This window comes from Nocardia sp. BMG51109 (assembly GCF_000526215.1).
In the GTDB taxonomy this organism is placed as follows: domain Bacteria; phylum Actinomycetota; class Actinomycetes; order Mycobacteriales; family Mycobacteriaceae; genus Nocardia.
In genome coordinates, this window is sequence record NZ_JAFQ01000004.1 from 3,942,299 (window position 1) to 3,959,321 (window position 17,023).

2 protein-coding genes (1 of these 2 only partly in view) are annotated in these 17,023 nt (G+C 66.4%); both read left to right on the forward strand.

The window, feature by feature from the left end; translation table 11 throughout:
* Positions 1-15,189, forward strand: a complete 15,189-nt coding sequence (locus D892_RS0119460; RefSeq protein ID WP_024802856.1) for a non-ribosomal peptide synthetase — start codon at positions 1-3, stop codon at positions 15,187-15,189.
* A protein-coding gene (locus D892_RS0119465) for a non-ribosomal peptide synthase/polyketide synthase (RefSeq protein ID WP_024802857.1) crosses the window boundary here: on the forward strand, positions 15,186-17,023 show its 5' end (the start). It continues 18,955 nt past the right edge of the window; the window shows 1,838 of its 20,793 coding nt (coding positions 1-1,838); its start codon is at positions 15,186-15,188; its stop codon lies off the right edge, out of view. Before D892_RS0119460 ends, D892_RS0119465 begins: the two co-directional genes overlap by 4 nt.

Here is a 17,023-nt window from a genome sequence, read left to right on the forward strand (position 1 = left end):
ATGCCATTCGGTAACACATCCCCGTTGCGCGGTCCGACGGCGATTCAGAAAGAGTTGTGGATAGCGCACGAACTGTCGGATGTTCCCAACAACTGCGTCGTATACATCGATATCCGCGCAGATCTGGACACGGAGTGTTTCATCGCGGCTGTGCGGCACGTGTTCGGCGAGTCGGAGCCGCTCAGGGTGAACTTCGTCCGGGGTGCCGACGGCCCGGTGATGGTCGAGCGTGACATCGGGGACTGGATGCCGATACACGTGGATCTCACCGAGAAGCCGGACCCGGTGGCGGCCGCCTTCGACTATATGTCCGGTGAACGGGAGCGGAGTTTCGATCTGGAGCGCGATTCACTGTTGCGAGTCGCACTACTCGAGCTGGGCGACGGACACCACCTCGTGTCGACGTGTTTCCATCACATCATCATGGACGGCGTCGGCGTCGTCGCGTGGGCCCAGCGAGTTCTCGACGTGTACCATACGTCGAGGGCGGGAATTCCCCTCGAGTCGTCCGGATTCGCGCGCATCGAGGATATCGCCGACAGCGATGATTTCTATCGGCTGCATCAGCAGGACGTGGATCGTGATTACTGGCGGGGTCGGATCCCCGCCGGGATCGATCGGCTGAGGCTTCCCGGACACGCCGATGCCGGCGCGGAGCCGGGGCGCATCGGTTGTACACGCGAATTCTCCGGTACGGATCTGGACGATGTGGCGAACGCCGCGCAATCGATCGGCGTCAGACTTCCGTATCTGCTGATGTCGGTAGCGGCCGCCGTTGTCCGGCGTTACGCGCAACGGGACGAATTCTGCGTGCAGATACCGGTTTCCAACCGTGCCGGTATCGCCCGGGGTACGCCGTGTCAACTTTCGGACAACATTCCCCTCCTGATAGATGCGAGCCGTGACCTGTCGCTGGCGGGCCTGGCCGCAGGAATCGGCGAAAGCATATCCGACGCCAAGGGGCACCTGCGGTACGGGATGGCGAATATCCGGCGAGACTCGAGAATGTCATCCACCGATGATCAACCACTCGGTCCGGTCGTCAATGTCATGTCGTTCTTCGGCGCCTTGAGGATGACCGGCGGCACGGCCGATCTCCAGGTCTTCTCGGCCGGTAACAATGGAGATCTGTCGATCGTGTTCTCGTATGAGAAGCGGTCGGACCGCGGTATTTTCCTGCGCGTGGAGGGGGATTCTCGGCTGTATACCGACGATGATCTCCACCGCTATCTCGAATCGACTGCTCGCTGCTTGCGACAGGCGATATCCGACCCGGGCGTCCCGATCGGGTCGGTGGATGTTCTCGGCGCCGATCGCCGGCTGGTGGTGGAGGCGTGGAACGACACGGCGGTGCCGGTCGACCCGGAGGCGACGGTGGTGGGGTTGTTCGAGGACCGGGTGAACCGGGAACCGGACGCGGTGGCGGTGGTGTCCGGTGCGCTGGAGCTCTCGTATCGCCGGCTGAACGAGTGCGCGGATCGTATCGCCCGGGCCCTGACGGCGTACGGGGTGCGCTCGGACGATGTCGTCGCGGTGGCACTGCCCAAGTCGGCGGAGCTGGTCGTCGGGATGCTGGCGGTGCTGAAGGCCGGTGGCGCGTATCTGCCGATCGATCCCGCCCATCCCGCGGACCGGCTGGCGTTCGTCCTCGACGATGCCGCCCCCGTTGCCGTCCTCACCGACGCTGCGACGTCGAAAACGCTGCCGGACATCGGCGTACCCCTTCTGCTCGTCGACGAGGGCGGTGCGGAACCGTCCGTTGTCGCGTCGCCGACTCCGCCGCGGCCCGGCAATCTCGCGTACCTGATGTACACCTCCGGGTCCACCGGCAGGCCGAAGGGCGTCGCCGTCACCCACCGCAATGTGGCCTCGCTTTTCCAGGGCGTCGCCCGGTGGTGCGAATTCCGTCCCGATGACGTCTGGGCCTGGTGTCATTCGCCGGCATTCGACTTTTCCGTCTGGGAGATCTGGGGTGCGCTCCTGCACGGCGGCAGGCTCGTCGTCGTGCCGTGGGACGTGGTGCGCACCCCCGCGCAGCTGTGGGACCTGGTGGTCGACGCCGGAGTGACGATTCTCAATCAGACCCCTTCGGCCTTCCGCGCACTGGCGGAAGCTCGGTCGGTCGCCGGTACTACCGATTCCGCTCTGCGTACGGTGATATTCGGCGGGGAGGCGCTGCGGCATACGCATCTGCGGCCCTGGTATTCGCCCGGTGGTGCGAGTCCGGCTCTGGTCAATATGTATGGGATCACCGAAACCACGGTGCATGTGACAAAGCTGGACGTGCATCCGGAGCATGGCGCTCGGGGTGGTAGCCCGATCGGGTCCCCGCTGGGGAATATGCGGGCGTACGTGCTGGATTCGTGGTTGATGCCGGTTCCGGTGGGGGTGGCCGGGGAGTTGTACGTCGCCGGTGCGCAGCTGGCGCGGGGATATCACGGCCGGGCGGGGCTGACCGCTGTGCGGTTCGTTGCTGATCCGTTCGATTCGGCCGGTGGCCGGTTGTATCGCACGGGTGATGTGGCGCGGTGGAATGCCGGCGGGCAGTTGGAGTTCGTGGGCCGGGCCGATGATCAGGTGAAGATTCGTGGTTTCCGGGTCGAGCCCGGTGAGGTGGAAAGTGCCCTGGCTCAGCATCCTTCGGTGTCGCAGGCGGTCGTGGTGGTACGAGCCGACGGCGATGACGGCGATGACCGGTTGATCGGTTACGTGGTCACCGATCGCGCGAGCGGGAATGGGCCCGATGGTGCGGAGGTGCGGCGGTTCGCCGCCGAGCGGTTGCCGGATTTCCTGGTGCCGGCGGTGGTGACGGTGATCGAGTCGGTGCCGTTGACCGCGAACGGGAAGGTGGATCGTGGGGCGCTGCCGAATCCGGAGTGGGTGTCCTCGGCGCGGTACCGGGTGCCCGGGACGACTCGGGAACGGGTATTGGCCGAGTTGTTCGGCGAGGTTCTGGGCCTGGAGCGGGTCGGCGCGGAGGACAGTTTCTTCGAACTGGGCGGCCATTCTCTGTCCGCCACTCGTCTGATCAGCAGAATCCGGTCGGCGCTGGGGGTCGAGGTCCCGATCCGGACGGTTTTCGATGCTCCGACGCCGGCACGGCTGGCGACTCGGCTGGATGCCGGTGTGCGGGTGCGTCCGATGCTGCGGGCCCGGCCGCGGCCGGCTGTGGTTCCGTTGTCGTTCGCGCAGCGGCGACTGTGGTTCATCCACCGGTTGGAGGGTCCCTCCGCCACGTACAACATTCCGCTGGTCGTGCGGTTGACGGGCGCGTTCGACGAGTCGGCTTTCGTGGCAGCGGTCGGAGATGTCGTCGCCCGGCACGAAAGTCTGCGCACGGTCTTCGCCGAGGCCGGCGGTGAGCCGGAGCAGCGCGTACTCGACGTCGACAGCGTCGAGGCGCCGGTGACCGTCACCGACGTGGATCCCGTGGACGGCGAGGCGGCGGTCGCCGGGGCCGCGCGGTACCGGTTCGACCTCGCCACTCGGATTCCGCTCCGGGCCAGCGTGTTTCGGTGTGGTGCCGACGAGTGCGCGCTGGTGCTGCTGATGCATCACATTGCCGGTGACGGGTGGTCGGCGGCGGCGTTGTTGCGGGATGTGTCGGTGGCGTACGCGGCTCGTGTCGAAGGCCGGGCGCCGGAGTGGGAGCCGTTGCCGGTGCAGTATGTGGATTACACGTTGTGGCAGCGGGAGTTGCTGGGATCGTCTGCCGATCCGGGCAGTGTGCTGTCTCGGCAGTTCGAGTATTGGCGTCGTGAGCTGGCCGGGTTGCCGGAGCAGCTGCGGTTGCCGACGGATCGGCCTCGTCCGCGGGTGGCCGGTTACGGCGGGGACATGGTGTTGTTCGGCATCGATCCTGGAACGCGTGCCGCGGTGGAGCGGCTGGCTGTCGACGAGGGTGCGACGGTGTCGATGGTGTTGCAGTCGGCGTTGGCGGTGCTGCTGTTCAAACTCGGTGCGGGAGAAGATATTCCGATCGGTGCGCCGATCGCGGGCCGTACCGATGAGGCCCTGGCCGATCTGGTGGGGTTCTTCGTCAATACGTGGGTGTTGCGCGCGAGCGTAACTCCGGGGGCGTCGTTCGCCGATGTCGTGGGTCAGGTGCGGTCGAAGGCGTTGGCGGCGTACGAGAATCAGGACGCGCCGTTCGAGCTGCTGGTCGAGTTGCTCAACCCGGCCCGGTCCGCGGCACACCACCCGTTGTTCCAGGTCTTGCTGGATTTTCAGCCCGACGCCCTGTCCGCACTGGAACTGCCGGACGTCCGGGTCGAGGCACGTCCGCCGGTCACCACGACCTCACGATTCGATCTGACCTTCAGCCTCGGCGAGGGCCCCGCCTCGGCCGGGTGGAACGGATTCATCGAGTACGCAACGGATCTGTTCGATCGGTCCACCGTCGAGGCGATGGCGGCGCGGTTGGCACGGATCCTGCGGGTGGTGGCGGCGGATCCCCGGCTGCCCGTGGGGTCGATCGATGTGCTCGATACCGACGAACGCGAGCGGATGCTGTATCGCTGGAACGACACCGCGGCCGGAGTCGACGACGGCACCGTCCTCGGACTCTTCCGGGCACAGGCGGCCCGGACGCCGGACGCCGTCGCGGTGATCCGCGACGACACCGAGATGTCGTATCGGGAGCTGGATATCCGGGCCGAGCGACTGGCGCGCGCACTGTGTTCTCATGGGGTTGGTCCGGACACCGTTGTCGCGGTGGCCTTGCCGCGGTCGGTGGAGTTGATCGTGGCGCTGCTGGGGGTGTGGAAGGCGGGCGGTGGGTATCTGCCGATCGACCCGGCCTACCCCTCGGATCGGCTGGCGCTCGTCCTCGCCGACGCGGCACCGGTCGTCGTCGTGACCGATACCGGGACCGCAAAGCTGTTGTCCCACACCACGACACGACTACTCTGCCTCGACGCATCCGATATCGGCGATGCCGGTCCCGGCCCGGCCGTCGCCGTGCGGCCGCAGAACCTGGCGTACGTGATGTACACGTCGGGTTCGACCGGTGTGCCGAAAGGCGTTGCGATAACGCATCGTAACGCGCTTAACCTGGTCTCCCGGGAATGGTCGATCGGTCCCGGCGAACGGGTGCTGGTGCATTCCTCGATCGGCTTCGATGCCTCGACCTACGAGATCTGGCCCGCGCTCACCGGTGGTGGCGCCTTGGTGCTGGCCGGTGAACAGCGATCGGATCCCGCCGAGATCGTCCGGCTGGTGGAGTCACGATCGGTGACCAGGATGTTTTCGACACCCGCGTTGCTGTCGGTACTGCTCGACCGGGTGGAAGCATTGCCCGGCAACCCCTTCCGGAGTCTGGCCCAGGTGGTTGCGGGCGGTGCGGAACTGTCCTCGGCGGTGGTGCGCCGACTGAGGTCCGTGTGCGCCGGTGCGGAGGTGGTCAACGGTTACGGCCCGACGGAAACCACGGTGTTCGCGACGGTGTTCGCGGCCGACGCCTCCTCGGAGGGGGATGCGTCGGTGCCGATCGGGTCTCCGCTGGGGAATATGCGGGTGTACGTGCTGGATTCGTGGTTGATGCCGGTTCCGGCCGGCGTTCCGGGGGAGCTGTATGTGGCCGGCGCGCAGTTGGCGCGGGGTTATCGCGGTCGGGCGGGTTCGACTGCTGCGAGGTTTGTGGCTGATCCGTTCGATTCGGCTGGCGGCCGGTTGTATCGCACGGGTGATGTGGTGCGGTGGGACGCCGGTGGGCAGTTGGAGTTTGTGGGTCGTGCCGATGATCAGGTGAAGGTCCGTGGTTTCCGGGTCGAGCCGGGCGAGGTGGAATCTGTTCTGGGGCAGCATCCTTCGGTGTCGCAGGCGGTGGTGACAGCGCGTGATCTCGATACGGGAGACGAACAGCTGATCGGGTATGTCGTCCCGGACCGCACTGCCTCGGCCGAGGGCGCCGAGGATGCGGCCGGGACCGATCTCGATGGCTCGGACGTGCGGCGCTGGGTGGCCGAGCGGCTGCCGGACTTCATGGTGCCGGCGGTGGTGATGGTGGTCGAGTCGGTGCCGTTGACAGCGAACGGGAAGGTGGATCGTCAGGGCCTACCGATTCCGGAGTTCGCGTCGCCGGTGGAATACCGGGCGCCGGGTAGTGAACAGGAGCGGGTCCTGGCGGAGTTGTTCGCCGAAGTTCTCGGGCGTGACCGGGTGGGGGTCGACGACGGCTTCTTTGCGTTGGGTGGTCATTCGTTGCTGGCTACTCGACTGGTCAGTCGAATCCGCGCGGTGCTGGGAGTCGAGGTCCCGATTCGGACGATCTTCGACGCTCCTACGGTGGCGCAGTTGGTGACTCGGCTGGATGCCGGTGTCCGGGTGCGTCCGATGTTGTCGGCCCGTCGGCGTCCGGATGTGGTTCCGTTGTCTTTCGCGCAGCGGAGGTTGTGGTTCATTCACCGGCTGGAGGGGCCCTCCGCGACGTACAACATGGCGTTGGCGGTGCGATTGCGCGCGGCGGATATGCCGGCGTTGACCGCCGCGGTCCGCGACGTCGCTGCCCGGCACGAAAGTCTGCGCACGCTCTTCGCGGCCGCGGAGGGTGTGCCGTCGCAGCGGGTGCTCGATGCCACGACCGTCGAAGTGCCGGTGACGGTGAGCGACATCGATATCGCCGAGCTGGACGCGGCCGTGACGGCAGCGGCGCGATACAAGTTCGATCTGTCGTCGGAAATTCCCCTGCGCACCACTGTATTTCGCTACAGCACCGACGAGTGCGTACTGGTGTTGCTGATACACCACATCGCCGGTGACGGGTGGTCGTTGACTCCGTTGTTGCGGGATTTGTCGGTGGCGTACACGGCTCGTCTCGAGGGCCGCGCACCGGGGTGGGCACCGTTGCCGGTGCAGTATGTGGATTACACGCTGTGGCAGCGGGAGTTGCTGGGGTCGTCTGCCGATCCGGGGAGTGTGTTGTCGCGTCAGTTCGAGTACTGGCGGGGCGAGCTGGAGGGGTTGCCGGAACAATTGCGGTTGCCGACGGATCGGCCGCGTCCGCGGGCGGCGAGCTATGGCGGGGACGCGGTGGTGTTCGCTATCGACCGGGATGTTCGTGTCGCGGTGGAACGTTTGGCTGCTGATGCGGGTGCGACGGTCTCGATGGTGTTGCAATCGGCATTGGCGGTTCTGCTGTTCAAAATTGGTGCGGGGGAGGATATTCCGATCGGTGCGCCGATTGCCGGGCGTACCGATGAGGCCCTGAACGATCTGGTGGGGTTCTTCGTCAATACGTGGGTATTGCGTGCGGGCGTGACGGCCGGGGCGTCGTTCGCCGATGTCGTGGGTCAGGTGCGGGCGAAGGCTCTGGCGGCGTACGAGAATCAGGACGTTCCGTTCGAGTTGTTGGTGGAGTTGCTGAATCCGGTTCGTTCGGCGGCGCATCATCCGCTGTTCCAGGTGTCGCTGGCATTCCAGAACAATGCCTTGCCGGTCCTGGAGTTGCCGGGGGTGGGAATCGAGCCCTACCCGGCGTGGACCGCGACGTCGCGGTTCGACCTGTTCTTCAATATCGCGGATGCCCCCTCCGGTCGGGAGTGGAGCGGGTTCGTCGAGTACGCGACCGAGTTGTTCGATCGGTCCACGGTCGAGGAGATGGTGGACCGGTTGGTGCGGATCTTGCGGCGGGTGGTGTCGGATCCCGAACTGCCCGTGGGTGCGATCGATGTTCTCGGCGGGGACGAGCGCGAGCTGGTGTTGCGTCGGTGGAACGCGACTGCCGTACCGGTGGATTCGGATCTCACCGTGGTCGGCTTGTTCGAGGCGCGGGTTGCGGCGGCGCCGGATGCGGTCGCGGTGGTCTGCGGTGATGCGGAGCTGTCGTATCGAGAGCTCGATGCGCGGGCGGATCGGCTTGCGCGGGTGCTGATCTCGCATGGGGTCGGGCCGGACGTGATTGTCGCGGTCGCACTGCCGAGGTCTGCGGAACTCTTGGTGGCGTTGTTGGGTGTGTTGAAGGCCGGGGGTGGGTATCTGCCGATCGATCCGGCGTATCCCTCCGATCGGTTGGCGTTCATTCTCGCGGACGCTGAGCCGGTGGTGGTCGTGACCGGCACGGATACCGCGAAGCTGTTGCCTTGCACTGCGATTCCCCACCTCTATCTCGACACACTCGACAGCGGCGATACGAGCGCGCATGGCCGGTCCGCGGCCGTGCGGCCGGAGAATTTGGCGTACCTGATCTACACCTCGGGATCGACGGGGGTGCCGAAAGGTGTTGGTATCACGCACCGCAACGTCGTGAATCTGGTGTCACAGGCGTGGTCGGCAGGCGCCGGGGATCGCGTGCTGGTGCATTCGTCGGTGGCGTTCGATGCGTCGACGTACGAGATCTGGCCTGCCCTGTGTGGTGGTGCGGTATTGGTCGTCGCGGGTGAGCAGCGTTCGGATCCGGTGGAAATCGTGCGGTTGGTCGAGTCTCGGTCGGTGACGAAGCTGTTCGCGACGCCGGCATTGTTGTCGGCCCTGGTCGACCATGTGGAATCGTTGCCGGACAATCCTTTCCGGAGCATCGAGCAGGTGAACACCGGTGCTGACGCGCTCAGCGCCGGTCTGGTGGAGGCGGTGCGGTCTACATGGACAGGTGTTCGCATCGATAACCTCTATGGCCCCACCGAGGCGACGGTCGATGTGACGGCGTCGGTTGTGCCGGAGACGGTGTCCGGTGTGGTGCCGATCGGCGCTCCGGTGGCCAATACGCGGGTGTACGTGCTGGATTCGTGGTTGACGCCGGTTCCGGTCGGTGTTGCGGGGGAGTTGTATGCGGCCGGTGCCCAGTTGGCGCGGGGGTATCACGGCCGCACCGGTTCGACCGCGGCGCGGTTCGTTGCCGATCCGTTCGGTCCGGCCGGTGGCCGGTTGTATCGCACGGGTGATGTGGTGCGGTGGAATTCCGACGGGCAGTTGGAGTTCGTGGGTCGGGCCGATGATCAGGTGAAGATCCGTGGTTTCCGGGTCGAACCCGGTGAGGTGGAATCCGTTCTGGGGCAGCATCCTTCGGTGTCGCAGGCGGTCGTGACAGCGCGTGACGCCGGACCCGGAGACAAGCAGCTCGTCGGTTATGTGGTCCCCGACAGGTCCGGCCCGGCCGTGGGGGAGGACGAGTTGGTGGGGCAGTGGCGCCGGGTGTACGACACCCTGTATTCGGGTGCCGAGGACGGCGGTGACAGCCCGGGAAGGAATGGGATCGCGGCCGGGTTCGGCGCGGATTTCGGTGGGTGGAACAGCAGTTACACCGGGGCCCGGATTCCGGTGGAGCAGATGCGGGAATGGCGGGCCGTGACCGTCGACCGTATCCGGGAGTTGCGGCCACGGCGTGTGCTGGAGATCGGCGTGGGCTCGGGGTTGCTGTTGTCGCAGTTGGCCTCTCACTGCGACGAGTATTGGGCGACGGATTTCTCCGCCGCGACCGTCACGACGCTGCGGCGGCAGCTGGGTGAGCTGGACGTGGAGTGGGCGGATCGTGTGGTGCTGAGTGTGCGGACCGCTGATGATATCGATGGTTTGCCGGAGGGCTATTTCGACACCGTGGTGTTGAATTCGGTCGTCCAGTACTTCCCGGGGCAGGAGTATCTGCGCAGGGTTCTCGAGCGGGTGCTGCGGGTGCTGGTTCCCGGTGGCGTGGTGTTCGTCGGTGATGTGCGGAATCTGGCTCTGCTGGAGGAGTTCACCACGGCGGTGCAGATCGCGCGCAACGGCGGTGATGATCCGGCGGCGGTGGGCGATCGGGTCCGCAGAGATATCGCGGCCGAACAAGAACTGTTGCTGGCGCCGGAGTACTTCGTGGGATTGTGCCGCGCGGCAACCGGGTTCGGTGCGGTGGATATCCGGCTCAAGCGCGGGCATTCGGTCAACGAGCTGACCAGGTACCGCTACGACGTGGTGTTGTACACGTCCGCGGTGACGCCGGTCGCTGTCGCCGACGTGCCGAAAGTGGAGTTCCGCGACAGGGATCGGTTGCGCGGGCTCCTTCGGGATCGGAATTCCGGCTGTCTCCGTGTCACCGGGATCCCGCACGCCGGGCTCATCGGTGAAGTCGAAGCCGCCCACCGGATACGGACCGGCCGCCCCGGTGACACGTCGGACCCCCTCGGGATCGCTTTCGAAGGAATACTCGACGACCCCGCCGACCGGGCCGGCGCGGCACTGTTGCCCGAAGACCTGCACGTGCTGGGAGAGCGATTCGGGTATTCCACCGCGGTCACCTGGTCGGCGGAGCCGGATCGTATGGACGCGGTCTTCCTCGACGCCGCCGCCACCGACGGTCGACCATTGGCAGCCGTGTACGCGGCCTCCGCCCCTGTGGACGATCCCGCCGCCTACGCCAACAATCCGCGGGCCGGTCTGCTGGCGGCCGATGTGCGCCGGTTCGCCGGTGATCGGCTGCCGGAATTCATGGTGCCCGCGGTCGTGATGGTGGTCGAGTCGCTGCCGTTGACGGCGAGCGGAAAGCTGGATCGGCAGGCGCTGCCGGACCCGGAGTTCGTCTCCTCGACGGAATACCGCGCGCCGGGCACCGTGCAGGAACAACAGTTGGCCGAGTTGTTCGCGGAGGTACTGGGGCTCGACCGGGTCGGTGTGGACGACGGTTTCTTCGCGTTGGGTGGTCATTCGTTGCTGGCTACTCGGTTGGTCAGTCGTATTCGGGCGGTATTGGGTGTCGAGGTGCCGATTCGGACGGTTTTCGATGCTCCGACGGTGGCGCAGTTGGCGACTCGATTGGATGCCGGTGTTCGGGTGCGTCCGATGTTGTCGGCCCGTCGGCGTCCGGACATGGTTCCGTTGTCATTTGCGCAGCGGCGATTGTGGTTCATGCATCGGCTGGAGGGACCCTCCGCCACCTACAACATTGCGGTGGCCGTGCGATTGACGGGCGTATTCGACGAAGCGGCATTCGCGGCCGCGATCGGTGACCTCGTGGCGCGCCACGAGAGCCTGCGCACGCTCTTCGCGGCCGCGGACGGGGTGCCGTCGCAGCGGGTGCTCGATGCCGGCGGCGTCGAGGTTCCGGTCACCGTCGGCGAGGTGAATCCCGGCGAGGTGGACTCGGCGGTGACCGAGTCGGTGCGGTACCGGTTCGATCTCTCCTCGGAGATTCCCTTACGCGCCGGCGTATTTCGCTGTGGCGAAGACGAGTGCGTGCTGGTGCTGTTGATTCACCACAGTGCCGGCGACGGGTGGTCGATGGCGCCGTTGCTGCGAGATCTGGCCATGGCGTATACCGCCCGCCTCGAAGGACGCGCACCGGGGTGGGCGCCGTTGCCGGTGCAGTATGTGGATTACACGCTGTGGCAGCGGGAGCTGCTGGGGTCGTCCGACGATCCGGACAGTGTGTTGTCGCGGCAGTTCGAGTACTGGCGGGGCGAGTTGGCCGGATTGCCGGAGCAGTTGCGGTTGCCGACGGATCGGCCGCGCCCGCGCGTGGCGAGTTACGGCGGGGACATGGTGCTGTTCGACATCGATGTCGAGACTCGGCTGGCGGTGGAGCGGTTGGCTGCCGGTGCGGGTGCGACGGTGTCGATGGTGTTGCAGTCGGCGTTGGCGGTGTTGTTGTTCAAACTCGGTGCGGGAGAGGATATTCCGATCGGGGCGCCGATCGCCGGCCGCACCGATGAAGCCTTGGCCGATCTGGTGGGGTTCTTCGTCAATACGTGGGTGCTGCGGACCGAGATCGTTCCGGCGGCGTCTTTCCTGGAGGTCGTGGAACAGGTCAGGGCGAAGGCGCTGGCGGCGTACGAGAATCAGGATGTCCCGTTCGAGTTGCTGGTGGAGTTGCTGAATCCGGTTCGTTCGGCGGCGCATCATCCGCTGTTCCAGGTGTCGCTGGCGTTTCAGAACAACACCCTGCCCACCCTCGAATTGCCGGGGGTCCGCGTCGAGCCCTATCCCGCGTCCACCGCGACGTCACGGCTCGACTTGTTCTTCAATATCACCGACACCCCGGCGGGCCGCGAGTGGAGCGGGCTCGTCGAGTACGCGACCGAATTGTTCGATCGGCCCACCGTCGAGACGATGACGGCCAGGTTCCTGCGGATACTCCGGTCGATCGTGTCGGACCCGGGCGCACCGGTGGGCTCGCTGGATATCCTCGAGGACGGCGAACGCGATCTGGTGTTGCGCCGATGGAACGAGACCACTGCCGATATCTCCGGCACCGGCGTCGTCGGACTGTTCCGGGAACAGGTCGCTCGGACCCCGGATGCGGTAGCCGTCGTCTGCGCCGACGTCGAATTGACGTACCGGGCCCTGGACGATCGAGCGAATCGGCTCGCGCAGATCCTGGTCTCGCAGGGAGTCGGCCCCGACACGGTGGTCGCCGTGGCGCTGCCGCGGTCGGCGGAGCTGATCGTGGCGGTGGTAGCGGTGTTGAAAGCCGGCGGCGGGTATCTGCCCATCGATCCGGCATATCCCGCGGATCGGCTGGCATTCATTCTCGCCGACGCGGCCCCGGCCGTGGTCGTCACCGACTCCGCCACCACAAAGCTGTTGCCTCCCAGCCAAATACCACATATCTGTCTGGATACGGCCGATCCCGGCGCTGCGGACGGTCCGGGACGAACTCCCTCGGTACGTCCGCAGAATGTGGCGTACGTGATCTATACCTCGGGTTCCACCGGCCTCCCGAAAGGCGTTGCGGTCACCCACGGCAATGTGGTGAATCTGATCGCTCAGGCCTGGTCGACCGGTCCCGGAGATCGCGTGCTGGTGCATACGTCGGTGGCGTTCGACGCGTCGACCTATGAGATCTGGCCCGCCCTGTGCGGGGGCGCCGCATTGATTGTCGCGGACGGGCAGCGGTCGGATCCCGCGGAGATCACCCGGCTGATCGAGGATCGGTCGGTCACGAAGATGTTCGCGACGCCACCCCTGCTGTCGGCGTTGGCCGATCACGTCGAATCCCTGCCCGGCGAACCTCTGCGGACGCTGAGACGAATCATCGTCGGCGGCGCCGAACTGACGGCGGACGTCGTGCGCAAACTGACGGCGAAATACGCAGGCGCTCAGGTCATGAACGGATACGGCCCCACCGAGACGACGGCGTGTGTGACCGACCACGACGTGGTGGGTGACGTCGACGGTGCCGTTCCGATCGGACGCCCGCTGGGGAATGTGCGGGTGTTCGTGCTGGATTCGTGGTTGATGCCGGTCCCGGCGGGCGTGGCCGGCGAATTGTATGTCGCCGGTGCGCAGGTGGCGCGAGGCTATCGGGGACGGGCCGGATCGACCGCGGCCAGGTTCGTGGCCGACCCGTTCGATCCGGACGGCGGCCGGTTGTATCGCACCGGTGATGTGGTGCGGTGGAATGCGGCGGGCCGGCTGGAGTTCGTGGGCCGGGCCGACGATCAGGTGAAGATCCGGGGGTTCCGGGTCGAACCGGGCGAGGTCGAAACCGCCCTGGCTCGACATCCCTCGGTGTCGCAGGCGGTCGTGGTGGTGCGCGAAATTGCCACCGGCGGAACACAGTTGATCGGGTACGTGGTGGCCGACCGGTCCGGGGCGGTCGTGGACGAAGACGAACTCGTGGGGCAGTGGCGTCGAGTATATGACGATTTGTCTGCCGGGAACGGTGCCCGAGCCGTGCGGGACGAGGCCGCGCTGGGTGCCGATTTCGGCGGCTGGAACAGCAGTTACACCGGAGCGGCGATCCCCCTGGAGCAGATGCGGGAGTGGCGGGAGACCACGGTCGAGCGCATCCGGGAACTGAGCCCGTCGCGTGTGCTGGAGATCGGTGCGGGTTCGGGACTGTTGCTGTCGCAGTTGGCCCCCGACTGCGAAGAGTATTGGGCGACAGACTTTTCCGCCGCCACCATCGACACACTCCGGCAACGGTTGGACGGGGTCGATGCCGGGTGGGCCGACCACGTATTCACGAGTGTCCGGGCGGCGGACGATTCCGACGGGCTGCCCGCGGGATATTTCGACACCGTGGTGTTGAATTCCGTCGTCCAGTACTTCCCCGGTGAGAAATACCTCCGCAGGGTCCTCGAACAGGTGCAGCGGCTGCTGGCTCCCGGTGGTGCGGTGTTCGTCGGCGACGTGCGGAACCTGGCTCTGCTGGAGGAGTTCACCACCGCGGTGCAGATCACCCGCTACGGTGCCGATGATCCCGGCGTCGTCCGGGAAGGTGTGCGCCGCAACGTCTTCGCCGAACAGGAGCTGCTGGTGGCACCCGAGTACTTCCCGGCTTCGTGTCGCGCGGGGCTGGGGTTCGATGCGGTCGATGTCCGGCTGAAGCGCGGGTATTCGGTGAACGAGCTGAGCCGATACCGCTACGACGTCGTGCTGCGCAAGGCTCCGACGGATCCGCTGTCGGTCGCCGATGTGCCGAAAGCCGAATTCCGCGACGGTGATCGGCTGCGGACGCTCTTGCGAGCCGGCCGGCCCGGCGGCATTCGTGTCACCGGTATCCCGCACGCCGGCCTGGTCGGCGAGATCGACGCCGCTCACCGAATACGGCGGGGGCAGTCCCTTTCCGAGCGGCGAACCGACTCGCTCGCAGCGGGTTTCGAAGGAGTGCTCGACGCCGACCCGGCACGGGCCGGCGGCGTGCTGCCCGAAGACCTGCATGTGCTGGGGCGACAACTCGGATACGTCACCGCGGTCACCTGGTCCGCGGCGCCGGATCGGATGGACGCGGTCTTCGTTCCTGCGGCGACGGTGCAGGACCGGCCGCTGACCGACGTATACGCGACGTCGGCCGCGGTCGGTGATCCGGCGGCGTACGTCAACAGTCCTCAGGACGCCCTGCTGCCCGCGGCAGTGCGCGGGTTCGTGGCCGAGCGGTTGCCGGATTTCATGGTGCCGGCGGTGGTCATGGTCATCGAGTCGGTGCCGTTGACGGCGAACGGGAAAGTGGACCGTGGGAAGTTGCCGGTCCCGGAGTTCGCGTCGGCGGCCGAGTATCGGGCTCCGAGCAGCGAGCGTGAGCGGGTCCTGGCCCAGGTTTTCGCCGAGATCCTGGGGCGTGACCGGGTCGGGGTGGACGACAATTTCTTTGCGCTGGGCGGTCATTCGTTGCTGGCTACCCGTCTGGCCAGTCGTATCCGGGCGGTGCTGGGGGTCGAGGTCCCGATCCGGGTGATGTTCGAGGCGCCCACCGTCGCTCAACTCGCACACAGCTGGGACCGGCTGGCTCCGTCCCGCCGGCCGGCCCTGCGCAAGATGAATCGAGAGGTGGGGCTGCCGTGATTCCGTTGTCGTTTGCCCAGCGCCGGTTGTGGTTCATCCACCGGGTCGAGGGCCCCTCCGCCACGTACAACATGCCGGTGGCGATCCGGTTGACGGGCGCGTTCGACGCCTCGGCGTTCGCGGCCGCGGTCGGTGACGTCGTGGCGCGGCACGAGAGCCTGCGCACGATCTTCGTCGAGGTCGACGGCGTGCCCGCCCAGCAGGTGCTCGACGCCGGCAGCGTCGAGCCGCCGGTGACGATCGTCGACGTGCCGCCCGCGGAGCTGGACGCGACGGTCGCCGAGGCGGCGCGGTACCGATTCGATCTCTCGACTCGGATACCTATCCGCGTCACGGTAATGCGTTGCGGCACAGACGACTATGTCGTGCTGCTGCTGATCCACCACATCGCCGGCGACGGCTGGTCCATGGCGCCGCTGTTGCGGGACCTGTCGGTGGCCTATACGGCTGGTGTCGAAGGCCGTGTGCCGGAGTGGGAACCGTTGCCGGTGCAGTATGTGGATTACACGCTCTGGCAGCGGGAATTGCTGGGGTCGTCCGACGATCGGGACAGCGTGGTGTCCCAGCAGTTCGAGTACTGGCGTCGTGAGCTGGCCGGATTGCCGGAGCAGCTGCGGTTGCCGACCGACCGGCCTCGTCCGCGGGTGGCGAGTCACGACGGGGATGTCGTGGTGTTCGCCATCGAGCGGGATGTTCGTGCCGCGGTGGAGCGGCTGGCTTCCGGTTCGGGTGCCACGGTCTCGATGGTGTTGCAGTCGGCGTTGGCGGTGCTGCTGTTCAAACTCGGTGCGGGAGAGGATATCCCGATCGGAGCGCCGATCGCGGGCCGTACCGATGAGGACTTGAACGATCTGGTCGGATTCTTCGTCAATACGTGGGTGTTGCGGACCGAAGTCGTTCCGGCGGCGGCCTTCCGCGAGATCGTGGGTCGGGTCAGGGCGAAAGCGCTGGCCGCGTACGAGAATCAGGATATTCCGTTCGAGCTGCTGGTCGAGTTGCTGAACCCGGCCCGCTCCGCCGCGCACCATCCGCTGTTCCAGGTACTGCTGAGCTTCCAGAACAACGCCGTGCCCACCCTGGAACTGCCGGGGGTGGCGCTCGAACCCTATGCCCTGGATATGAGGACGTCACGATTCGATCTGTCGTTCAATATCGGCGATACGCCGGGCGGATGGGACGTGCACATCGAGTACGCGACGGATCTGTTCGACAGGTCCACCGTCGAGACGATGGCGGCGCGATGGGCGCGGATCCTGCGGCTGGTGGTGTCGGATCCGGATGCGGCGGTGGGGTCGATCGACGTTCTCGACACCGACGAACGTGACCTGGTACTGCGCCGGTGGAACGAGACGGCCCTCGAGGTTCCGGACCGCACGGTGGTGGGGCTGTTCGAGGCGCGGGTTGCGGCTGTGCCGGATGCGGTCGCGGTGGTCAGCGGTGACACGGAGGTGACGTATCGGGAGCTCGATGCCCGGGCGGCCTGCTTGGCGCGGGTTCTGGTGTCGCGTGGGGTGGGGCCGGATGCGGTTGTGGCGGTGGCGTTGCCGAGATCTGCGGATTTGTTGGTGGCGTTGGTGGGTGTGTTGAAGGCCGGGGGTGGGTATCTGCCGATCGATCCGGCGTATCCCTCCGATCGGTTGGCGTTCATTCTCGCGGATGCTGAGCCGGTGGTGGTCGTGACCGACGCGGATATCGCGAAGTTGCTGCCCTGCACCACGATTCCTCACTGTCATCTCGACACGCTCGATGTCGGCGAGGTGAACGGTGTCGGCTCGGCGGTCGTGCGGCCGGGGAATCTGGCGTACCTGATTTATACCTCCGGTTCGACGGGTGT

What these genes read in the sequence shown, in the direction of transcription:
- D892_RS0119460 (WP_024802856.1), top strand. Translation starts at nt 1, where the DNA reads ATGCCATTCGGTAACACATCCCCGTTGCGCGGTCCGACGGCGATTCAG.